Raw genomic sequence first — 20242 nt, 5'->3', positions numbered from 1 at the left:
GCAGCCCTACCGCCGGCTCAGGCTGCGCTGGCGGGTACGCGATTCCAGCAGCCAGGACTGGATGTCGTCCAAGGCGGTGCCGTCGTCGGCGATGTGGTGGCGGGCCCAGATTCCCTGGTTGTCCAGGTGCCAACTGGCCGTCTCCGGGTCCATGTACCGATGCAGGAGATCCAGGACGTAGGTGATGTCGTCTGCGTTGGACAGCTGGACCAGGGCTTCCACCCGGCGGTCCAGGTTCCGGTGCATCATGTCGGCCGAGCCGATGTAGACCACGGGGTCCCCGCCATTGGCGAAGGCGAACACCCGCGAGTGCTCCAGGAAGCGGCCCAGCACCGAACGCACGGTGATGTTGTCGCTGAGGTCCGGAACGCCCGGACGCAGCGAGCAGATGCCGCGGACGATGATGTCCACCTTCACGCCGGCCTGGGACGCGCGGTAGAGGGAGTCAATAATGGCCTCGTCCACCATGGAGTTGACCTTGATCTGCACCCTCGCGGCGAGCCCGGCGCGGGCGTTGCGGATCTCCGTCTCGATGCGGTCGATCAGACCCGAACGGACCGAGCGGGGAGCCACCAGGAGGCGCTTGAACGTGGATTTCGGTGCGTAGCCCGAGAGCTGGTTGAAGAGCTTGGAAAGGTCCTCGCCCACCTGCTCGTTTGCCGTCAGCAGGCCAAGGTCCTCGTAGTAGCGGGCAGTGCGGGGGTGGTAGTTGCCGGTGCCGATATGGCAGTAACGGCGCAGGCCGTCCACTTCCTGGCGGACCACCAGGGACAGCTTGCAGTGCGTCTTCAGGCCCACGATGCCGTACACCACGTGGACGCCGGCCTGTTCGAGCTTGCGCGCCCAGGAGATGTTGGCCTGCTCGTCGAACCTGGCTTTGATTTCCACCAGTGCCAGCACCTGCTTGCCGGCCTCGGCAGCATCGATCAGGGCATCAACAATGGGGGAGTCGCCCGAGGTCCGGTACAGGGTCTGCTTGATTGCCTGGACCTTGGGGTCTGCGGCCGCCTGCTCCAGGAACGCCTGCACCGAGGTGGAGAAGGAGTCATAGGGGTGGTGGAGCAGGATGTCGCGGCGGCGCATGGCCGAGAAGACGTTGGCGGCCTTGGACGTTTCGGACTCGTTGAGGAACCGGGACGTGTGCGGCATGTGCTTGGGATAGTGCAGATCAGCGCGGTCGATGCCGGCAATGACCGACAGCCCGCGGAGGTCCAGCGGAGCCGGGAGCGAATACACCTCGGACTCTTCCACCCCGAGCTCGCGGATCAGCAGTGCACGGATGTTGGGGTTGATGTCGTGCGTTACCTCAAGGCGGACGGGAGGCCCGAACCGGCGGCGAAGCAGCTCCTTTTCCAGGGCCTGCAGGAGGTTCTCGGCGTCGTCCTCTTCCACTTCCAGGTCCTCGTTGCGGGTGACGCGGAAGATGTGGTGTTCCAGGACCTCCATCCCGGCGAACAGCTTGTCCAGGTGGACGGCGATGACTTCTTCGAGGGCGATGAACCGCGCGACGCGCCCGGCCACGGCGCCGGCCCGCGGGCCATCGATGGAAATCAGGCGGGGGAGCTGGTCCGGGACCTTGAGGCGGGCGAAGAGCTCTTTATCGCTCACCGGGTTGCGGACCACCACGGCGAGGTTCAGCGAGAGGCCCGAGATGTAGGGGAAGGGGTGTGCCGGGTCCACAGCCAGGGGCGTCAGGATCGGGAAGACCTTTTCGGCAAACATGGCGCTGAGCTGCTGCTTGGCCGTATCGTCCAGTTCGTCCCAGTGCATCAGGTGGATGTGCTCGTACGCCAGGGCCGGGCGGATCTGCTCCGCGTAGACCTGGGCATGGCGCTGCTGGAGGCGGTGGGCTTCGTCACCGATCTTTTCGAGAACTTCCACAGGGCTTAACCCGGCGGGGGAAGGCACGGCGAGGCCGGTGGCGATGCGCCGCTTCAGGCCGGCAACCCGGACCATAAAGAACTCGTCAAGGTTGGACGCGAAAATGGAAAGGAAAGCCACGCGTTCGAGCAGGTGCAGGGTGGGATCCTCAGCGAGTTCCAGAACACGGGAGTTGAAAGCAAGCCAGCTGAGTTCCCGGTCCAGGAACCGGTCTGGCCGGATGTCACCCTCGGGGGCGGGGTTGGGCGCAAACTCGGGGATGTCGATCCGGTCCTGCGTCGCGCGCGACGCCGGGACCTCGGACGAACCGAAGCGTGCTCGCACTGGCACTGAAGCGCCCTCGGACGTGACTGTTCCGGCGGGTTCCGGGTTCATGGTCTCTCCTTGTTGGCTGGCGCTTGTTACCTGGCGCTTGATGCTGGCCGACTGCCTGCGCGGTCCTTTACCAACCTTACAATCAATCCCCGGCGTGAAGCCCTGTATTTCCGGCCGGCCGAAGCCGTTCATCCGGCGAGTGGGCTAATACACGAAGCCGGTGCCGGGCGGTACTAGACGGCGGCCAGCGGCCCGTACATGACGTCCATGTCCCAGCGAGTGAAGCCCAGGCCACGGTAGAGCGCGACGGCGGCGGTGTTGTCGGCGTCCGTGTAGAGCATGACCGCGTGCAGCCCGAGGTTCTGCAGGTACCTGATTCCCGCCACGGTGAGGGCCTTGCCCAGCCCCATGCCCTGGGCCGCGGGTGTCACGCCCACCGCATAGACCTCGCCGATCGCGGGGTGGTCGCCATGGCGCGGGTGCACTTTGGTCCAGTGGAATCCCAGCAGCCGGCCATCGGCGTCCACGGCAAGCAGGAAGCCGGCAGGGTCAAACCAGTCCTCTGCCATCCGTGCTTCCAGGTCCGCGCGGGTCATGGAGCCCTGTTCGGGATGGTGTGCAAAGGCGGCGCGGTTCGCAGCCAGCCAACTTTCCTCGTCCTGGCCTGGAACAAACGCGCGAAGCCTCACCCCGTCCGGAAGGCCGGCGTCGGGAAGTTCCGCCGTGGCGGTGGTCAGCCGCATCTTCCACAGCTCGCGCACCGGACCGAAACCGTAGCGTGCGGCGAGATCCGCCGCTGCCTCATGGTTGCCGTGGGACCACGCCTTCAGCCCGTCCAGACCCCGATCGGCCTTCAGCGCGCCCACCAGGCGGTCCGCAACGCCCTGGTTCCGGTAGCTCGGGTGGACCGCGATTTCCAGCACACCGCTGCCGTCCGGTTCCCCCACGACAACCGCGAACCCGGCCAGGTCCTGGCCGGAGGACGGGTCCGAGTCCTCGTCCGGCGCATAGAGGGCGAGGGTCAGGAGGGAATGCCCATCGGAGTCACCGGCGCGCAGCATGATGACGGTTTGCTCGGATAAGGACGGGTTGCCGTCGGATTCCTCGGCAGCTGCCAGGAGCGCGGTGCAGTCCTTCAGCAGTTGGTCATCCACGCCGCCGTGGACAACGAGGACGGGCCATTTCTCCGGGTGCGCAGGACTCATGAGGCTAGGCTATACGCCCGGGCCGGGAGCCGCCCGATTTTGTGGCAGGCCGGATCCGCCCGTATAGTCGTTATCTCACCCGGCAGTACCGGCCGGGAGCGAGGGGGATCCACCAGTGGGGTGGCCTCGATACGTTCGACCCGTATGTCCTCCACGAACAAAGCAACAGCCCCGGCCCAGTTCAAGTGGTCCGGGGCTGTTGCGTTATCTCAAGCTTCCGTCAGTTCGTCTTCCTGCTGCCGCACCAGAGTGAGGCGGTAGCCGACGTTGCGGACCGTGCTGATCAGGTTCTCGTGGTCGGCACCGAGTTTGGCCCGCAGCCGCCGGACGTGGACGTCCACCGTACGGGTGCCGCCGTAGTAGTCGTAGCCCCACACCTCGGTGAGCAGCTGCTGGCGGGTGAAAACGCGTCCGGGGTGCTGGGCGAGGTACTTGAGGAGCTCGAATTCCTTGAACGTCAGGTTCAGGGGCGCGCCGTTGACCCGGGCCGTGTAGCTCGCTTCATCGATGACGACGCCGGCCGCCCGGATTTCGGTGGGGGCGTCGTCCTTGTCCGGGACGGCACGGGCAACCGAGAGACGGATCCGGGCTTCAACCTCGGCAGGCCCGGCGGAGTCAAGCACGATGTCATCGACGGCCCAAGCCGAGGAGACAGCTGCCATGCCGCCCTCTGTCAGGATCAGGACCAGGGGAGCGCTCAGGCCCGTGGCCTTCAGGAGCTGAGTCAGGGAGCGGGCGCCGACCAGGTCTTTGCGGGCGTCCAGCAGGACAATATCGCAAGGGTCCGTCTCGAGCAGGGCCGTGGGCTCGGCGGCGAGGATATGGACGCGGTGGTTCAGCAATTCGAGGGCAGGCAGGATGTCCACCGATGAGCCGGTGCTGTTCGTCAAGAGCAGGATGTGCGACATTGTTCCTCCATGGGGCGTCCGCGCATCTTTGGGCGACTGAACCGGGTTTTCACCGGCCTGAAACTGTCTCACTGCCGCGGCCTGGACCGGGTAAGGATCTATCCGGCCGGCAACCGTAGCAGGAAGCGTAGCTGAACTCTGAGTATACCCAACGGCCCTTCCGCAGCCATGGATGCGGCTCCCGGAGGCATTCGTTTTGCGACATATGAGGGTCACATAAGGCAGGATTGAGCCGTGGGGCACAGAGCCCCCTGCCACGCATGGGCGGAGCCGCCCGGTCCACAGCCAGGATGGGATGCATCAAATTGAGTGCAGAGTCGAAGCCCCTTATCGGTAGGGATTCCGTATGACTGCCGAGGTGCAGGCCCCGGTACGGTCGATGGGCTCGTGGGTCATCGGCCTGGCCGGCATCACGGGCCTCGTGGCGATCATCGCCGGCCTGTACGCCTCCCGCGAGGCGCTGACCGTCGTCGCCGTCCTCATTGCCTTGGCCGTGGGTATCGGTTGGCCGCACTTCCTGCGGATTCCGGCCAAAAAGACCCTCGCTGCCGTTATCGGCCTGCCGGGTGCCGGTGCGGCACTGGCGGCGGGTTCCGTCCCGGCTCCGGGCTTCCTTGACTGGACCCCCGGTTTCATCGCCCTGGGCATGATGGCCGTCTTTGTGGTGCAGCTGATCCGCGGCACCGGCCAGGCGCAGAGGCTGGAATCAACTCTGGGGTGCTGTGCGGGCGTTCTGCTTTCCTGCCTTGGTGCGGGCTGGATTGCCGGTGCGCGGTTCAACGGCGTGAAGGAAATGCTGCTGGTTGCGGCCATCAGCGCTGCGGTGGCGCTCCTTGCCGGACTCATCAGGTGGCCGGACAGCATCATCGCCCCGTTGGGCATCGTTCTCGCGGGGCTCGCCGGTCCGCTCGCTGGCCTCGTTTTTTCCGACATTGCGGTCCTCCCGGCAGCCATCTTCGGGGTGGTGGTGGGCGGCGTGCTGGTCAGTTTCCGCCGGCTCGTCACACTTCGGGGCGGTCCGCTGAACCTTCTTGCGGCCCTTAGTATGGGCCTTGCGCCCGTCTCCGCGGTGGGTTCGCTGGCTTACTTCATAGACAAACTACTCATCTACTAAGCGTTAGGATGGCATCATGTCCGTACTTGCATTTGAAATCTTCTTCCTTGTCCTGCTCGGCATTGCCAGCCTTTCCATGGCCTGGTTCGCAGGGTTTGTGGTTTACCGCCTGTTCAAAGGCCAGAAGTAAATCCCTTTTCGGAGCTAGCTGTTTTCAGAGGTAGTTGCTGTGCCGATTGAAATACCCACAGACCTGACCCCCGAACTCGTTCCGCTTTCCTGGCTCATTGGTGAGTGGGAAGGCCGCGGCCGGCTCGGCAGCGGCGACGAGGACTCGGAGCACTTTGCGCAGCACGTCTCCTTCACGCACAACGGACTGCCCTACCTGCAGTACCGCGCTGAGAGCTGGCTGACGGACGACGACGGCATGCGGCTTCGGCCGCTCACCGTCGAGACCGGTTTCTGGGCGCTTGAGCGCAAGCAGCTGGAAGGCGACAGCGGCCCCGGCCTCGTCCCGGGGGACATCGTGCCTGTCCTGAAGAGCGCAGACGACGTCGAGGAGCTGCGCAACAAGGACGGCGGGTTCGACATCTCTGTCTCCATCGCCCACCCCGGCGGCATTTCGGAGCTGTACTACGGACAGATCAAGGGTCCGCAGATCCAGCTCACCACCGACATGGTGATGCGGGGCAGCCACTCCAAGGACTACAGTGCAGCTACCCGGATCTTCGGCCTGGTTGACGGCAACCTGTTGTGGCGCTGGGATGTGGCCTCGGGTGCGCAGCCGGGCAAGGGCCTGGAGGCGCACGCTTCGGCTGTCCTGAAAAAGGTTTCCTGACCAAGGAGCACACTGTGGATGAGACCCGGAACACCTCGGACTACAGCGACCTCAAGGCGCTGTTCTTCAACGGGACGCTGAAGAGATCGCCACAGACCTCCAACACGGACGGCCTGATCAACATCAGCAGGCTCATCATGGAAAAGCAGGGCGTCAGCACCACGGTCATCCGGACCGTGGATCACGACATCGCCAGCGGCGTGTACCCGGACATGAGGGAGTACGGCTGGGCCTCGGATGAGTGGCCGGACCTGTACCCGGCAGTCCAGGAAGCGGACATCGTGGTGGTGGCCGGACCCATCTGGCTCGGTGACAACTCCTCGCAGACGAAGAAACTCATCGAGCGGCTCTACGCGCATTCGGGCCAGCTGAACAGCAGGGGGCAGTGGGCCTTCTACCCCAAAGCGGGCGGGTGCCTCATCACCGGAAATGAGGACGGCATCAAGCATTGCGCCATGAACGTCCTCTACAGCCTCCAGCACATCGGTTTCACCATCCCGCCCCAGGCGGATGCGGGCTGGATCGGGGCGGTCGGGCCGGGCCCCAGCTACCTCGACGAAGGCTCCGGCGGCCCGGAGTCCGACTTCACCAACCGCAACACCACGTTCATGACCTGGAACCTGCTCCATCTCGCGCGCATGCTCAAGGACGCCGGCGGCATCCCGGCCTACGGCAACCTGCCCGAGGAATGGAAAGCCGGCACGCGCTTCGATTTCGAAAACCCGGAATACCGCTGACCCCTCCAGGATTCACGAGTCGTGCGGGGACCGGAATACACACCGACTAAAGGACGTTGCCCCCAGTATGACTACTCAGAGCCCTCTCCTGTCGCGCCCTGGCGCCGTCGAAGGAGCCGGCGCGGACGCCGGCGTCGCCTCCCACTACGGTGAGCCGCTGCGGGAGCAGCGCGCACTGGCAGCGGGCACCGCCGTCGTCGACCTTTCCCACCGCGGCGTGGTGACCGTAACGGGCCCGGACCGGCTGAGCTGGCTGAATACCCTCTCCTCGCAGCAGGTCACCGGCCTGCAGCCCGGCGAGTCCAGCGAACTGCTGCTGCTGAGCGTCCAGGGGCGTATTGAGTTTGACGCGCGGGTCATCGACGACGGCGGGACCACCTGGCTGATCGTCGAGGCCGCCGAGGCTGCGCCGCTGGCTGAGTGGCTGAACAAAATGAAGTTCATGCTTCGGGTGGAGATCGAGGACGTCTCAGCCGGCTGGTCCGTTCTCGGGTCCACCAAGGCTGTGCCCCAGTGGTCCGCCCTGCTGGTCTGGCAGGATCCGTGGCCGCACGTGGGAACGGGGGGCTACTCCTACTCGGTGGTTCCCGAGGACCGGCACCCCGGGCTGGAACGCCCCTGGTTTGAATACCTCGTTCCGGCAGCCCAGCTGGAGCAGACCGTCGGCGACCGTCCCCTGGCCGGGACCCTGGCCGCGGAGGCGCTGCGCATTGCGGCCTGGCGTCCACGGCTTGGCGCGGAAACCGACGACAAAACCATCCCGCACGAACTGGACCTTCTCCGGACAGCTGTGCACCTGGCCAAGGGCTGCTACAAGGGCCAGGAAACCATCGCGCGGGTCCACAACCTCGGGCATCCGCCGCGGCGCCTCGTGTTCCTCCAGCTGGACGGCTCCCAGCACACCATGCCGATGCCCGGAAATCCGGTGATGCTCGGCGAGCGCAAGGTGGGTGTGGTTACGTCGGTGGCGCAGCACTACGAGATGGGCCCGGTAGCCTTGGCCGTCATTAAGCGGTCCGTTGCGCCTGATGAAATACTGACCGTCATGGACGGCGAGGAACCGTATACCGCCGTCCAGGAAGTGATCGTTGCGCCCGACGCCGGCCAGGTGGTGGGACGCCAGACAGGATTCCTCAGGGGGACACACTGATGAGTGAAAACGCCGCACCCGCTCCTGGCGCACCCGCTCCCGCCGCACCCGGTCCGGCCCGGCCCGACGACGAGGCAGTTGCCCTTGCCCACAGGCTCTTCCAGGCAGCCCGGGACGGCGACACCGGCCTCCTGCGCAGCTACCTGGAAGCCGGGGCACCCGGCTCCATGACCAACGCGGCCGGCGACTCCCTGCTGATGCTGGCTGCCTACCACGGCCACGCGGACACGGTGCAGCTGATCCTTGAGCACGGGGGAGATGCCAACACCGCCAACGACCGCGGGCAGACCCCGCTGGCCGGGGCCGCCTTCAAGGGCTACGCTGACGTGGCCCGTGTGCTGTTGGACGCGGGAGCCGACCCCGACGCCGGTGCCCCCTCGGCACGTGCTGCAGCCCGGATGTTTGCCCGCACCGAGATACTCGACCTCCTCGGATAGACCGGACGCCGTCCGCGCGGTCCAAGCTGCCGGACAGTTTGACCGGGACCGCCCGGCAGCCCACAACCGCTAAGGAAAAACCCGTGGAAAACGTAGCAAGGCCGTGGCCTGCCCTCTGGTCCCTGGTGATCGGCTTCTTCATGATCCTGATCGACACCACCATCGTCTCGGTGGCCAACCCCCGCATCATGGAAGGCCTGGGCACGGACATCAACGCGGTGATCTGGGTCACCAGCGCATACCTCCTCGCCTACGCCGTGCCGCTGCTGATCACCGGGCGCCTCGGTGACAGGTTCGGTCCCAAGAAGCTGTACCTCGCCGGCCTTGTGGTGTTCACCCTTGCCTCGCTGTGGTGCGGGCTCGCCGGCGACATTCAGACGCTCATCCTGGCCCGGGTCCTCCAGGGCCTCGGCGCCGCCATCATGACGCCGCAGACCATGGCCGTGATCACCCGCATCTTCCCGCCGGACCGCCGCGGCGCCGCCATGGGCCTTTGGGGAGCCACCGCCGGCGTGGCCACGCTGGTTGGTCCCATCCTCGGCGGCGTGCTGGTGGACAGCCTGGGCTGGGAATGGATCTTCTTCATCAACGTGCCGGTGGGAATTGTGGGCTTCATCCTCGCCTGGCGCTTTGTCCCCTCCCTGAGCACCCACCCGCACAGGTTCGACATCCCCGGTGTGGTGCTGAGCGCCGTCGGCCTCTTCCTCCTCGTGTTCGGCATCCAGGAGGGCGAGACCTACAACTGGGGCACCATCGCCGGGCCCATCAGCGTGTGGGGCCTGATCATCGCCGGACTCGTGGTGCTTGCGGCGTTCATCCTCTGGCAGCGCTTGAACAAGGGTGAACCGCTGCTCCCGCTTGACCTGTTCCGGGACCGCAACTTCTCGCTGGCCAACATCGGCATCACCACGGTGGGGTTCACGGTCACGTCCTTCGGACTGCCGCTGATCTTCTACTACCAGATGGTCCGCGGCATGACGCCCACAGAGTCGGCCCTCATGATGGTGCCCATGGCCCTCATCTCCGGCGGCCTGGCCCCGGTGGTGGGCAAAATCATCGACCGCGTCAACCCGAAGTACATCACGGCTGCCGGCCTGGTCCTGATGGCCGTGGCGCTGTTCTGGAACTCGGCGCTGATGCACCCGGACACGCCCATTTTGCTCTTCCTCCTGCCGAGTGCGGTCCTGGGCTTTGCCAACGCCGGTATCTGGGCGCCCCTGAGCTCAACGGCGACCCGCAACCTGCCGCCGCGCCAGGCAGGCGCCGGGTCCGGTGTCTACAACACCACCCGCCAGATCGGTGCGGTGCTTGGCAGTGCCGCCATCGCTGTCCTGATCCAGGCCCGGCTCGCGGCCGAGCTTCCGGCCGCCGGCCAGGGCCCGGAAGGCACCACCATGACCGGGACACTGCCGGAAGCGCTCCACGAGGGATTTTCGACGGCGATGGGACAGTCAATCCTGCTCCCCGGCTGCGTGATCCTGATCGGCGCGGCCGTGGCTTTGTTCTTCGCCAAGCCGCAGGCAGCCAGATGGGGTCAGCCGGGTGTCCCCGCATCCGCCGGTGCTGAGGCGGGCAGCGGCACCCGCCAGGGGTAGCTACCCTTCAGCACCCCGGCCCAGGTGGACGCTGGTCTGGATGCCGCCGGCCGCAAGGCCGAGCTTCCGCCCCAGCGCCAGGGCCCCGGTGTTGCTGACTTCGGCGCGCCACTGGATGGTGAGTCCTGCCGCGAGGGCCTCGTGGGCTGCGATGGAGGCGGCCAGGGATCCCAGCCCGCGCCGCCGCCACTCAGGGTCCACCAGGACTCCCAGATGGCCAAGGAGGCCCTCCCATTCGGTGTAGGCACCGCAGGCCACCGGGACCCGCCGGCCGTCCACTTCATGGAGGATCGTGTACCGGTTTTCGAGTTCGGAGAGCCCCACTTCATTGACGTCGTCCGGCGGGCACAAGCCCTCCAGCTCGATCGCCTCCGGGTTGCCATGGGAAACGGTCAGCTCTTCCGAGGGCTGCCTCAGTGGCAGGTCGTCGGCAAAGAACAGGGCCGCCGCGCCAAGTCCGTGACCGCCATGCGAACGGGTCAGGGTCAGGAGGGTCACGTGGTGGGCCATCTCTTCGTCAGGAATTCCCGCCGCTGCGTCAATGACCCACTGAGGGCCAACCAGCGCCGAGCTGCCAAAGAGCCGGACGAATTCGACCGTCTTAACCGTTTCGTCCGCCCTGACCACCCGCTCACCGGTTGCGAGTGACGCACCGAAAGCGTCGTCGTCGAGCCCCAGGTGCCGGGCCCAGGCAAGCTGGATGATGGCGGCGGAACCGGGGTCAAGTGTCATGTGCCCAGCCTAGGGGGAGCGGGCGGCTCAGCCGAACAGGACAGCAGCTTCGTCGTACCGGTTCTGCGGAACGGTCTTCAGCTGGCCCAGGGCCTTCTCGAAGCCCACGTGCTCAATGTCGGTGCCCTTGAGCGCCACCATGGTGCCCCAGTAGCCTTCCACCACGGAGTCGATCGCGGCCATGCCCAGCCGGGTCGCCAGGACGCGGTCGAATGCGGAGGGAACGCCGCCGCGCTGGATGTGGCCAAGGATGGTGGCGCGGGTTTCGATACCGGTGCGGGCCTCGAGCTCGGGAGCGAGCTGGTCCGCGATGCCGCCCAGCCGGGGCCGTCCGAAGGTGTCCAGCCCGCGCTCGGAGTGGGGGGATTCCATGTGCTCGGGCACAAAGCCTTCGGCTACCACCACCAGGGGCGCGCGGCCGCGGTCGTGGGCTTCCTGCACCCACTCGGTGATCTGCTCGATGCTGACCTTCTGCTCGGGGATCAGGATGGCGTGTGCGCCCGCGGCCATGCCGGCGTGCAGGGCGATCCAGCCCACGTGCCGGCCCATGACTTCGGCGATCATGCAGCGGTGGTGGGATTCGCCGGTGGTCCTGAGCCTGTCGATGGCCTCGGTGGCGATCTGGACGGCGGTGTCGAAACCGAAGGTGTAGTCCGTGGCGTCGAGGTCGTTGTCCACGGTCTTGGGGACGCCCACGATCTTGAGCCCGACGTCGGTGAGCCGCTTGGCCGCTGCGAGGGTCCCTTCGCCGCCGATGGCGATGATGGCGTCGATGCCCAGCCGGTCCATGTGGGCTTTGATGACCTCGGGGCCGCCGCCGTTCTCGAACGGGTTGGTGCGTGAGGTGCCCAGGATGGTGCCGCCCTGTTTGGCGATGCCGCGGACCATGGTGCGGGGGATATCGATGATGTCCCCCTCCACGACGCCGCGCCAGCCATCGAGGAAACCTACGAATTCGTGGCCGTGGATGGCGATGCCCTTCAGGACGGCGCCGCGGATGACCGCGTTCAGTCCGGGGCAGTCGCCGCCGCTGGTGAGAATTCCAATTTTCATGTCTCGGCTCAAATCCTGGTTCAGTGGGTGTACAGGCAGAGCGCCACGCTGAGCTCACCTAGATTGTAGTGGCGGGTGTGGGGTACGACACAAACCGGTGACGGTCCATGGACAGACACCGCGAAGGCCCCCGTCCCGTGTGGAGTTGTCCACGGTGGGGCGGAGGCCTTGGGAGGTTCGGTTACGGACCTTTCAGGGACCGGCGGTCCAGGAAACCCTCGAGGGGGATGGAGTTCCGTTGGTCCGGAAGGATGAGCCAGGCGGCCAGGTAGAAGACCACCGCAGGGCCGGGGAGGAGGCAGAAGACCAGGAAAGCGATCCGGACAAATGCCACATCCACGTTGAGCTTGGCCGCGATGCCGCCGCAGACTCCGCCCAGCCAGCGCTCGGGCCCGCGTTTCAGGCCGAAGCCCCTGACGATGCTGAAGAATTTGTCCATGGTTCAAGACTTCCCTGTTGTTGTCCGGTTGTCACGTTTGCGGGCCGAGAGGAGCCCGCCGACCACCAGGGCCGCACCGGCACCGATCATGAGTCCGATCAGCACGTAGGTGCCGTTGAGGGTGATGATGCCCAGCTGGCCGACGATGATCAGGGCGGCGAGGGCCACTACGATCAGGCCCCAGACCACCGTGCCCACCCTGGCCGTTGGTTCGGCCTGGTTCTGTTCCGCATCAGGAATGATGCTGCTCATCTCAGTTGCCTTCCTGGATAGTGACGTTGCTGACCGTGCCGTTGATCCTGATGACCAGATGGCTGCCGGGCCGGTTGGTGTTGTAGCTGCTTTCGCGGGTGGTGGCGCCGCCACGGCGGTTGTTTCCCTCATTCAGGTTGCCCAGGGTCATGTCCGCTTTGATGTCCACCGGAACGTTGTCGGGGATGACGACAGTGACGTTGCTGGCGGTGAAATTCAAAGGAACTACGACGTCGGAACCCAGTGGGGGATTCAGCTGCAGGGTGGTGAGGTCCACCGTTCCATCGCCGGCAGTGATATCGAGGCCTTTGGTGGCCTGCTCAATGCTCGCCGGCGCCCAGTCAACGCGCTGGAAGCGGACCCTGTCGCTGTCGCCCACAATGTTGAAGATTCCCCCGGTGACCAGGGCAACCACTGCGAAGAAGCTGAGGATGCCGGCGGTGCGGCCCCGGATTCCGGAGAGGAGGATGCCCAGCCCGAGGACGGCGGCAGCACTGGCCCAGACCACAGCGTTGGCCGAATCGCCCAGGTTGATCAGGTTCCCGGCGTCGAGGGCCTTAAGCCCGCCGCCGACCAGCAGGGCGGCACCTACGCTGATGGCCACTGCGGGCGTGCCGGGACCGGCGGGCCGGTCTCTGGGTTCGCGTGCCGGACCATAGGGAGGCTGGCCTCCGCCGGTCGGTGTTCCACCATAGGGAGCGGACCCGCCATACGGAGCGCCGTACGGAGCGCCGCCGTAGGGCGTGCCGCCATGGGGAGCGGCAGGGTTGGCCGGCGAATAAGGCGGGGTGCCCGCCGTCGTCGTATCAGCCAAGGAATGGGAGGGACCATACGGGGTGTGCGGGAAGCCGGTGGAGCCAGCGGCGCTGCTGCCGGTGCTGCCGGCGCTGCCCGGCTGGGGGAGATTGGTGCTCAGGGGAGTTCCATTCGTGGCGCTGTTGCGCTGGACCAGGTAGTAGATGAACAGTCCGACGGCGCCCACCCAGAAGAGCGTCCACAGGAAGGGGCCGAAACCGCGGTCATTCCATCCCCAGAAGCCGCCGCCAAGGCCGGTGAGCCCCAGAATGGTGGCTATCAGGGAGCCTGTCATGCCGCTGGACCACCGTCCCGCGCTCGCTTCCTGGACGTGGATTCGTCCGTCCGGCTCCGGCAGGAACGCCCAGGCCAGGCCGTACAGGAGGACGCCGATGCCGGCGAAGATGGTCAGGACAATGAAAATGCCGCGGACTATCAGCGGGTCCACGCCCATCCGGTAAGCGATGCCGCTGGAAACGCCGCCGATCCACCGGTCGCGTCCGCGCGCGATGCCGTGGCTGCGGATCCAGGGGAAGAAATCGGTCGGCTGGCCGGGTGCCTTCGCTCCGGCGTACTGGTTCGGGTAGGGGCCGGACTGCTGGCTGGCAGAGGGACCGGCATACGGGCCGGCGTACGGGCCCGGGGCGGCGGGCGGCGGGGTGTCGGGCCGGTCGCCCTGCTGGGCGCCTTCCGCCGTGTCCTGCGGCGTTGCAGGCGGGGGAGGCAGAAGCGGTTCGGTTTGACGGGGCGCAGGGAGGGGCTCCGTGGGCTGGCCGTCGTCGGGGGTGGGGGTCTGCGAGTTCATACTTCGATCCTCCGCTCCGGGCACGCCAGGCTCTACTGGGGAAGACCCTGATCCGTCCCTGAGATCCCCCCGGTTAGGGTCCGAACCGGGTCCGGGATACCCTGATCCGTGCTTGGATTGATCCATGAACCCCGTCCTCATCCGCCCGCCCCTGGTGCGCAGCGGCGACCGCATCATCGCCGGTGTGTGCGCTGGCCTGGCAGACCATCTGGGCTGGCCGGTCAGGACGGTCCGGATCGCCATGGTCGTGGCATCCCTGGCAGGCGGTGCGGGCGTGGCGTTCTACGCCTGGCTCTGGATCATGGTGCCCACTGCCGACGAGAGCGCCCGGCGCAACGCCCGCCGCCCGGCGTCGGTCATTGCGCCCGCCGTGAGCCAACCCACAGCTGCCGCGGGCGGCCCATGGATGGCCCCTCACTCGGCGGTTGCCCCGCCTCTCTGGGCCACGGCCGACGCCGGTGCAGGCGGCGGTTATCCTGGCGGGTTTGCTGCCGGACCTGCTTCCGCGCCGGCCGCCGGTCCTGCCGGTCCTGCCGGTCCTGCCGGTCCTGCCGGCGGAGCCTATGCGGCCGACGGGTCGGTGGCTGCGGCGGATTACCCGGGCGCTGTTCGTCAGCCCTGGTTTGCGGTCCGCGGGATGCGGTACGGCAAGGAGATCCTCCTGGGCGCCGGCCTGCTCCTGGTCGCCGGCATCCTGATCGCCCAGCTCCTGGGCATCGACGTTCCGCTGGGAACCCTGATTCCGGCCGCTGCTGTCCTTGGCGGGGCCTCCATAGCGTGGATGCAGCTGGATGAGACGCGCCGGGCAGGGCTGGTGAACAAGACGAAGGCCGATCAGGCCGGCGGCTGGGGACGCCTTGCCGCGGGGCTGGCGCTGGTGGTGGCCGGCGTCCTGGTGATGGTGTCCGGCTCGGGGTCGTGGGAACAGACATGGCTGGCCCTGCTGGCCTCCGTTGCGGTCCTCGGCGGGGTGGTGCTGGTGCTGCTGCCCTGGGCCTTGAAGTTCTGGCGGGAGCTTGAAGCAGAACGCGCCGGGAGGGTCCGGGAAACGGAGCGGGCAGAGATCGCGGCGCACCTGCACGACTCAGTGCTGCAGACCCTTGCCCTGATCCAGCGTCGGGCCGGCAACGAACACGACGTGGTCCGCCTGGCCAGGGCCCAGGAACGCGAGCTCCGGGGCTGGCTTTTCCAGGATCCGGGCAAGGACGCCGGGCAGCTCTCGGACCGCATTAAGGCAGTCGCCGCAGAGGTGGAGGACCTTCTCGGCAATGCTGTTGAGGTGGTTAGCGTGGGCGACACGGGCATGACCGAAGCCTACGAAGCCCTCGTCCAGGCCAGCCGTGAGGCCATGCTGAATGCGTCCCGGCACGGCGGCGGGGCGGTATCGGTCTACCTCGAGGTCTCCGGCGACCATACCGAAATTTTCATCAAGGACCGCGGGCCGGGATTCGACCTTCGGGATGTCCCGGAAGACAGGCTGGGTGTCCGGGAGTCCATCATCGGCCGGATGCGGCGGCACGGCGGCGCGGCTTCGATCACCAGCACTCCGGAGGGCACCGAAGTCAGGCTTCGGATGCCGGCGGGGTTGCCGGGGGCAGAGACCGTGAACGTGGAAGGGAAGTCATGAGCATCGACCAAGGAGCCGGAGCCGGCGCAGGAGGAGGCCCGGTCAGGGCTGCAAGGTCGGTACGGGTGGTGATCGTGGATGACCACGCGATCTTCCGCTCCGGGCTAAAGGCGGACCTCGATGAGAGCATCCAGGTGGTTGGGGAGGCGGCAACGGTGGAGCAGGCCATCGCCGTGATCGCACAGGAACGGCCGGACGTGGTGCTTCTGGACGTGCACCTGCCGGGCGGGCTCGGCGGCGGGGGACGGGAAGTCATCGCAGGCTCCGCTTCCCTGTTGGCCACCACCAAGTTCCTGGCGCTCAGCGTGTCGGATGCTGCCGAGGACGTGGTGGCGGTCATCCGTGCCGGCGCCCGCGGCTACGTCACCAAGACCATCTCCGGTGCCGAGATCACGGACGCCGTGTTCCGGGTGGCGGGCGGCGACGCCGTGTTTTCGCCGCGCCTGGCAGGGTTTGTCCTCGACGCCTTCGGGACCGCGCCGGCCGACATCGCCGACGAGCTGGACAAGCTGTCCGCCCGCGAACTCGAGGTCATGCGCCTGATCGCCCGCGGCTACAGCTACAAGGAAGTGGCCAAGGAACTTTTCATCAGCATCAAGACCGTGGAAACCCACGTGTCCGCGGTGCTGCGCAAACTCCAGCTGTCCAGCCGCCACGAGCTCACTAAGTGGGCCGCAGAGCGCCGCCTCCTCTAGCCTCACCCCAGACGCTCTATCACCTAACGTCGCTTAAACCCAAGCGCTCTATCACTTAACGTCGCTTAACCGCCGACGCTCCATCACTCTCCTAAAGAAAGTGATAGAGCGTCCGCGGTTTTCCTGCAGGAAGTGAGAAAGCATGCCTATTTGGCCTTGCCCAGGAAGTCCTGGAGCCGGGCCACGCCGGTGGCGAGGTCGTCGTCGCCCAGGGCGTAGGAGAGCCGGAGGTAGCCGGAGGGGCCGAATGCCTCGCCCGGGACGACAGCCACCTCAACCTCGTCAAGGATCAGCGCGGCCAGCTCAGCGGAGGTCGACGGCGTCGCAGTGCCTGCCGCCGTCGGGAATTCCTTCCCCAGCAGCCCGCGGACGTCCGCGTAGACATAGAAGGCCCCCTTCGGCGTCGGGCATTCCACGCCCTCGATGGCATTGAGCCCGGCGACGATCGCCTTGCGGCGGCGGTCGAAGGCCACCTTCATCTCATCGACGGCGGTCAGCGGGCCGGAGACCGCGGCGAGGGCGGCGATCTGCATGATGTTTGAGACGTTGGAGGTCGCGTGTGACTGCAGGTTGGTCGCGGCCTTGATGACGTCTGCCGGTCCGATCATCCAGCCGACGCGCCAGCCGGTCATCGCGTAGGTCTTGGCGACGCCGTTGAGCACCACCACTTTGTCACCCAGCTCGGGAGCAGCGGTGGCGATGGAGGTGAAGGGCACTCCGTCGTAGGTCAGGTGCTCGTAGATCTCGTCGGTGACCACCCACAGTCCCTTGGCGGCGGCCCACTTGCCGATCTCAGCCACCTGCCCGGGAGAGTAGACAGCCCCGGTCGGGTTGGACGGCGACACGAACAGCAGGACCTTGGTCCGGTCGGTGACGGCAGCTTCCAGCTGGTCCACCGTGACCAGGTACTCCTGCTCCGGGCCGGCGAAGACCTCAACCGGCACACCGCCGGCGAGCCGGATGGCCTCCGGGTACGTGGTCCAGAACGGCGTGGGCATGATGACCTCATCACCCGGGTCCAGGAGGGTGGCGAACGTGTTGTAAACAGCCTGCTTGCCGCCGTTGGTCACCAGGACCTGGGACGGTTCCACGGCATATCCGGAGTCGCGCAGGGTCTTCTCGGCGATGGCCTTCTTCAGTTCGGGCAGGCCGCCGGCGGGGGAGTAACGGTGGTACTTGGGCTGGCCCGCGGCCTCGATGGCCGCCTTGACAATGTAGTCGGGGGTGGGGAAGTCCGGTTCACCCGCACCGAAGCCAATGACCGGACGCCCAGCTGCCTTCAGCGCCTTGGCCTTGGCGTCAACGGCCAGGGTGGCGGATTCGGCAATTGCGGATATGCGCTGGGAAACGCGGGCGGCAGACATGGCAGGTCCGTTCTTCGCTTGCAGCCCGAAGGCTGAATGGTGGAATTCGACGTGAACTACTCTATGCTGTTCAGCGGATCGTTCGGATTGCCGGCGTGGATGTGACTGCAGGTCAGGACACCCCCCAAAAGGCAGGAAGAACGGCCCGGAACGAGGCTGGTTCGACGTACGCGAAGTTGTTGCGTAGACTGGTTCTCCGGTGTTGAAAACACGGATGATGGCGTGCGCCCCAGTGAAAGCTGGCGTATAACGCGGGATTTTGGTTTTTGATCCATAGGGTAGTGGCGCAATTGGTAGCGCAGCGGTCTCCAAAACCGCAGGTTGCAGGTTCGAGTCCTGTCTGCCCTGCGCAAGCTGTCCCGGTATGAAGCCGGGGCAAGCGCAGCAACCATGGTTCTGATCAGAGCCGGGTAATCCAACATTGCAAAGATGAGCGAGGACCAGGTGACCGAAACAGCTGCCAGCAGCTCCAAGGGCCGCCCAGCTAAGAAGGCCGCCAAGGCAAACTTCTTCGCTCGCATTGCACTCTTCATCCGCCAGGTCATCGGCGAACTGAAGAAAGTTGTTGCACCAACCCGCAAGGAACTGATCAATTACACGCTCGTGGTGCTGGTGTTCGTGGCCATCATGATGGTCATCGTCAGCCTGCTGGACATCGGATTTGGATCCGTTGTCGGCTGGGTCTTCGGCGGAATTGCTCCCTGGGACCGCTAAGGGCGAATCGTCCGCAGGCCGTGTGGCCCTGTCCGGGTAACCGGAAGGGAAGCCGCTCGGTGTGCGGAATTGAGCCATTTAAATAGGCATGTTAGGCAATGAGGAAGCAGGAGACCAAGTGTCTGAGCAGGAGCTCGAGGTAACCGAGACTGAGCTGGAAGAGTCCACGGACAACACGGCGGCCGCCAAGGCTGAAACCGGTGAAGAGTCCGAGGTTGAATCCGCTGCGCCCGAATCCGCCGACGCCGATTCCGACGACGATTCTGACGCTGCCGTAGACGCCGCTTCAGAGGAAGACGGCTCAGAGGGTGACGCCGCTGACGGCGAACCCTCCGAGGTCGACTCAGAAGCAGGCGATGCTGAGGAAGGCGACGCTGACGCGTTGGCCGCCGCGGCCGCAAAGGCTGAGGTTGACCCGGCCGACGAATTCAAGGCCAAGCTGCGTCGCCAGGAAGGCGACTGGTACGTCATCCACTCCTACGCCGGTTACGAAAACCGCGTGAAGGCCAACCTTGAGACCCGCATCCAGACCCTGGACATGGAAGATTACATCTTCGAGATCCAGGTGCCCATGGAAGAGGTCGTTGAGATCAAGAACGCTCAGCGCAAGGTCATTAACCGCGTCCGCATCCCCGGCTACGTCCTGGTCCGCATGGACCTGACGGATGCCTCGTGGGGCGCCGTCCGCCACACCCCCGGCGTCACCGGCTTCGTGGGCAACGCCCACAACCCCGTGCCGCTGCGCCTTGACGAAGTCTTCTCCATGCTGGCCCCGGTCTTCGAAGAAGAGCAGGCTGAAAAGGGCAAGCCCGTCAAGCACGCTGCTGCTCCGGTTGATGTCGACTTCGAGGTGGGCGAGTCCGTCATCGTCAAGGAAGGTCCGTTCGAGACCCTCCCCGCAACGATCTCCGAGATCAAGGTCGAATCCCAGACCCTCGTGGTCCTGGTGTCCATCTTCGAACGCGAAACCCCGGTCACCCTGGCGTTCAACCAGGTCAGCAAGATCTAGTAATAAGCACAGAATTCGTTCCGGACTGCCCGCTTAGCAGCCCCGGAACGGCCGGTCGCCTCGCCATGGCGGCCAACAACCTGAGGCACGCTCCTGTGTCCCAGGAAGATATTGAGAGAAGGACCTTACATTGGCTCCCAAGAAGAAGGTCACCGGCCTCATCAAGCTGCAGATCCAGGCAGGTGCCGCTAACCCGGCCCCGCCGATCGGTCCTGCGCTTGGCCAGCACGGTGTCAACATCATGGAATTCTGCAAGGCGTACAACGCTGCCACAGAAGCCCAGCGCGGAAACGTCATCCCCGTGGAAATCACGGTTTACGAAGACCGTTCATTCACGTTCATCACCAAGACTCCGCCGGCCGCGGAGCTCATCAAGAAGGCTGCAGGCGTTGCCAAGGGTTCACCCACCCCGCACACCGTCAAGGTTGCCAAGCTGACCCAGGCCCAGGTCAATGAGATCGCCACCACCAAGATGGAAGACCTCAACGCCACCAGCCTCGAAGGCGCAGCAAAGATCATCGCCGGTACCGCCCGCTCCATGGGTATCACCGTAGAAGGCTAAACAGCCTTCCCCGTCGGGAAACCGGCACCACTGAAACATTGAACTGTTGGCATACGGATAAATCAGTCGGATCAC

20 protein-coding genes and 1 tRNA gene are annotated in these 20242 nt (G+C 65.8%); 12 read left to right on the top strand and 9 right to left on the bottom strand.

The genetic code is table 11. From position 1 onward, the window contains the following. Positions 1 to 6 precede the first annotated feature (6 nt). The 3 genes from ABIA70_RS03870 to ABIA70_RS03860 all read right to left on the bottom strand — a co-directional run bounded on the left by ABIA70_RS03870 (position 7) and on the right by ABIA70_RS03860 (position 4309). A complete protein-coding gene (locus ABIA70_RS03870) occupies positions 7 to 2256 on the bottom strand; it encodes an RNA degradosome polyphosphate kinase (RefSeq protein WP_354146241.1) in 2250 nt (749 codons plus the stop codon). Between the two features lie 173 nt (positions 2257 to 2429). Beyond that, entirely contained in the window at positions 2430 to 3401 is a 972-nt protein-coding gene (gene mshD, locus ABIA70_RS03865) for a mycothiol synthase (RefSeq protein WP_354146240.1), read from the bottom strand. 209 nt (positions 3402 to 3610) lie between these two features. Then, on the bottom strand, positions 3611 to 4309 hold the full coding sequence (locus tag ABIA70_RS03860) for a winged helix-turn-helix transcriptional regulator (protein ID WP_056344481.1): 699 nt from the start codon (positions 4307 to 4309) through the stop codon (positions 3611 to 3613). Positions 4310 to 4655: 346 nt separating this feature from the next. Here ABIA70_RS03860 and ABIA70_RS03855 point away from each other — a divergent pair, with 346 nt between their 5' ends. The 6 genes from ABIA70_RS03855 to ABIA70_RS03830 all read left to right on the top strand — a co-directional run bounded on the left by ABIA70_RS03855 (position 4656) and on the right by ABIA70_RS03830 (position 10120). Then, a complete protein-coding gene (locus tag ABIA70_RS03855; protein WP_354146239.1) occupies positions 4656 to 5423 on the top strand; it encodes a permease in 768 nt (255 codons plus the stop codon). Between the two features lie 169 nt (positions 5424 to 5592). Further along, complete coding sequence (locus ABIA70_RS03850) at positions 5593 to 6201, top strand: nitrobindin family protein (protein WP_354146238.1); 609 nt, start codon at positions 5593 to 5595, stop codon at positions 6199 to 6201. Positions 6202 to 6215: 14 nt separating this feature from the next. Continuing rightward, positions 6216 to 6938 (top strand): flavodoxin family protein, encoded by a 723-nt coding sequence (locus ABIA70_RS03845; protein ID WP_354146237.1) that lies wholly within the window; start codon positions 6216 to 6218, stop codon positions 6936 to 6938. Between the two features lie 67 nt (positions 6939 to 7005). Further along, positions 7006 to 8088 carry a CAF17-like 4Fe-4S cluster assembly/insertion protein YgfZ gene (ygfZ, locus tag ABIA70_RS03840; RefSeq protein ID WP_354146236.1) on the top strand — a complete coding sequence of 361 codons (1083 nt, stop codon included), beginning with the start codon at positions 7006 to 7008 and terminating at the stop codon, positions 8086 to 8088. Next, positions 8088 to 8525 (top strand): ankyrin repeat domain-containing protein, encoded by a 438-nt coding sequence (locus ABIA70_RS03835; protein WP_354146235.1) that lies wholly within the window; start codon positions 8088 to 8090, stop codon positions 8523 to 8525. The genes ygfZ and ABIA70_RS03835 overlap by 1 nt, the downstream gene beginning before the upstream one ends. 83 nt (positions 8526 to 8608) lie before the next feature. Further along, positions 8609 to 10120: a DHA2 family efflux MFS transporter permease subunit gene (locus ABIA70_RS03830; protein WP_354146234.1), complete on the top strand. Its 1512-nt coding sequence runs from the start codon at positions 8609 to 8611 to the stop codon at positions 10118 to 10120. On the opposite strand, the gene ABIA70_RS03825 is transcribed toward ABIA70_RS03830, so the two are convergent. From ABIA70_RS03825 to ABIA70_RS03805, 5 genes are all read right to left on the bottom strand, one after another. Further along, positions 10121 to 10852 (bottom strand): GNAT family N-acetyltransferase, encoded by a 732-nt coding sequence (locus tag ABIA70_RS03825; RefSeq protein ID WP_354146233.1) that lies wholly within the window; start codon positions 10850 to 10852, stop codon positions 10121 to 10123. 27 nt (positions 10853 to 10879) lie between these two features. Next, entirely contained in the window at positions 10880 to 11905 is a 1026-nt protein-coding gene (locus tag ABIA70_RS03820) for an ATP-dependent 6-phosphofructokinase (RefSeq protein WP_108599746.1), read from the bottom strand. 181 nt (positions 11906 to 12086) lie between these two features. Next, positions 12087 to 12344 (bottom strand): PspC domain-containing protein, encoded by a 258-nt coding sequence (locus ABIA70_RS03815; protein ID WP_354146232.1) that lies wholly within the window; start codon positions 12342 to 12344, stop codon positions 12087 to 12089. Positions 12345 to 12347: 3 nt separating this feature from the next. After that, complete coding sequence (locus ABIA70_RS03810; protein ID WP_354146231.1) at positions 12348 to 12596, bottom strand: hypothetical protein; 249 nt, start codon at positions 12594 to 12596, stop codon at positions 12348 to 12350. Between the two features lies 1 nt (position 12597). Continuing rightward, positions 12598 to 14196 carry a PspC domain-containing protein gene (locus tag ABIA70_RS03805; RefSeq protein WP_354146230.1) on the bottom strand — a complete coding sequence of 533 codons (1599 nt, stop codon included), beginning with the start codon at positions 14194 to 14196 and terminating at the stop codon, positions 12598 to 12600. 124 nt (positions 14197 to 14320) lie between these two features. Here ABIA70_RS03805 and ABIA70_RS03800 point away from each other — a divergent pair, with 124 nt between their 5' ends. Both ABIA70_RS03800 and ABIA70_RS03795 read left to right on the top strand, forming a co-directional pair. Continuing rightward, complete coding sequence (locus tag ABIA70_RS03800) at positions 14321 to 15823, top strand: ATP-binding protein (protein ID WP_354146229.1); 1503 nt, start codon at positions 14321 to 14323, stop codon at positions 15821 to 15823. Next, positions 15820 to 16518 carry a LuxR C-terminal-related transcriptional regulator gene (locus ABIA70_RS03795; RefSeq protein WP_354146228.1) on the top strand — a complete coding sequence of 233 codons (699 nt, stop codon included), beginning with the start codon at positions 15820 to 15822 and terminating at the stop codon, positions 16516 to 16518. The genes ABIA70_RS03800 and ABIA70_RS03795 overlap by 4 nt, the downstream gene beginning before the upstream one ends. Positions 16519 to 16664: 146 nt before the next feature. Here the strand turns inward: ABIA70_RS03795 and ABIA70_RS03790 are convergent, their stop codons facing one another. After that, on the bottom strand, positions 16665 to 17882 hold the full coding sequence (locus ABIA70_RS03790) for a pyridoxal phosphate-dependent aminotransferase (protein ID WP_354146227.1): 1218 nt from the start codon (positions 17880 to 17882) through the stop codon (positions 16665 to 16667). A gap of 275 nt (positions 17883 to 18157) precedes the next feature. On the opposite strand from ABIA70_RS03790, the gene ABIA70_RS03785 reads away from it, so the two are divergent. From ABIA70_RS03785 to rplK, 4 genes are all read left to right on the top strand, one after another. Then, positions 18158 to 18230: transfer RNA gene (locus ABIA70_RS03785), tRNA-Trp, on the top strand. Positions 18231 to 18311: 81 nt separating this feature from the next. Then, positions 18312 to 18596, top strand: coding sequence for a preprotein translocase subunit SecE (secE, locus tag ABIA70_RS03780; protein ID WP_354146226.1), 285 nt, complete (start codon positions 18312 to 18314; stop codon positions 18594 to 18596). A 118-nt stretch (positions 18597 to 18714) separates the two neighbouring features. Next, positions 18715 to 19605, top strand: coding sequence for a transcription termination/antitermination protein NusG (gene nusG, locus ABIA70_RS03775; protein ID WP_354146225.1), 891 nt, complete (start codon positions 18715 to 18717; stop codon positions 19603 to 19605). 130 nt (positions 19606 to 19735) lie between these two features. After that, complete coding sequence (gene rplK / locus ABIA70_RS03770; RefSeq protein ID WP_024365990.1) at positions 19736 to 20167, top strand: 50S ribosomal protein L11; 432 nt, start codon at positions 19736 to 19738, stop codon at positions 20165 to 20167. Positions 20168 to 20242: the final 75 nt, after the last annotated feature.

Origin of the sequence: Arthrobacter sp. 754 (assembly GCF_040548695.1) — a bacterium.
Classification (GTDB): domain Bacteria; phylum Actinomycetota; class Actinomycetes; order Actinomycetales; family Micrococcaceae; genus Arthrobacter.
The sequence above is the reverse complement of the archived record's forward strand: the minus strand, read 5'-3'. Positions and strand labels throughout refer to the sequence as shown.

Excerpts from the sequence above, each read along its gene's own strand:
- ABIA70_RS03860 (WP_056344481.1), bottom strand. The coding sequence starts at position 4,309 with ATGTCGCACATCCTGCTCTTGACGAACAGCACCGGCTCATCGGTGGAC.
- ABIA70_RS03855 (WP_354146239.1), top strand. The coding sequence starts at position 4,656 with ATGACTGCCGAGGTGCAGGCCCCGGTACGGTCGATGGGCTCGTGGGTC.
- ABIA70_RS03835 (WP_354146235.1), top strand. The coding sequence starts at position 8,088 with ATGAGTGAAAACGCCGCACCCGCTCCTGGCGCACCCGCTCCCGCCGCA.
- secE (WP_354146226.1), top strand. The coding sequence starts at position 18,312 with ATGAGCGAGGACCAGGTGACCGAAACAGCTGCCAGCAGCTCCAAGGGC.
- ABIA70_RS03825 (WP_354146233.1), bottom strand. The coding sequence starts at position 10,852 with ATGACACTTGACCCCGGTTCCGCCGCCATCATCCAGCTTGCCTGGGCC.
- ygfZ (WP_354146236.1), top strand. The coding sequence starts at position 7,006 with ATGACTACTCAGAGCCCTCTCCTGTCGCGCCCTGGCGCCGTCGAAGGA.
- ABIA70_RS03870 (WP_354146241.1), bottom strand. The coding sequence starts at position 2,256 with ATGAACCCGGAACCCGCCGGAACAGTCACGTCCGAGGGCGCTTCAGTG.
- ABIA70_RS03810 (WP_354146231.1), bottom strand. The coding sequence starts at position 12,596 with ATGAGCAGCATCATTCCTGATGCGGAACAGAACCAGGCCGAACCAACG.
- mshD (WP_354146240.1), bottom strand. The coding sequence starts at position 3,401 with ATGAGTCCTGCGCACCCGGAGAAATGGCCCGTCCTCGTTGTCCACGGC.
- ABIA70_RS03805 (WP_354146230.1), bottom strand. The coding sequence starts at position 14,196 with ATGAACTCGCAGACCCCCACCCCCGACGACGGCCAGCCCACGGAGCCC.
- ABIA70_RS03790 (WP_354146227.1), bottom strand. The coding sequence starts at position 17,882 with ATGTCTGCCGCCCGCGTTTCCCAGCGCATATCCGCAATTGCCGAATCC.
- ABIA70_RS03800 (WP_354146229.1), top strand. The coding sequence starts at position 14,321 with ATGAACCCCGTCCTCATCCGCCCGCCCCTGGTGCGCAGCGGCGACCGC.
- ABIA70_RS03815 (WP_354146232.1), bottom strand. The coding sequence starts at position 12,344 with ATGGACAAATTCTTCAGCATCGTCAGGGGCTTCGGCCTGAAACGCGGG.
- ABIA70_RS03820 (WP_108599746.1), bottom strand. The coding sequence starts at position 11,905 with ATGAAAATTGGAATTCTCACCAGCGGCGGCGACTGCCCCGGACTGAAC.
- ABIA70_RS03795 (WP_354146228.1), top strand. The coding sequence starts at position 15,820 with ATGAGCATCGACCAAGGAGCCGGAGCCGGCGCAGGAGGAGGCCCGGTC.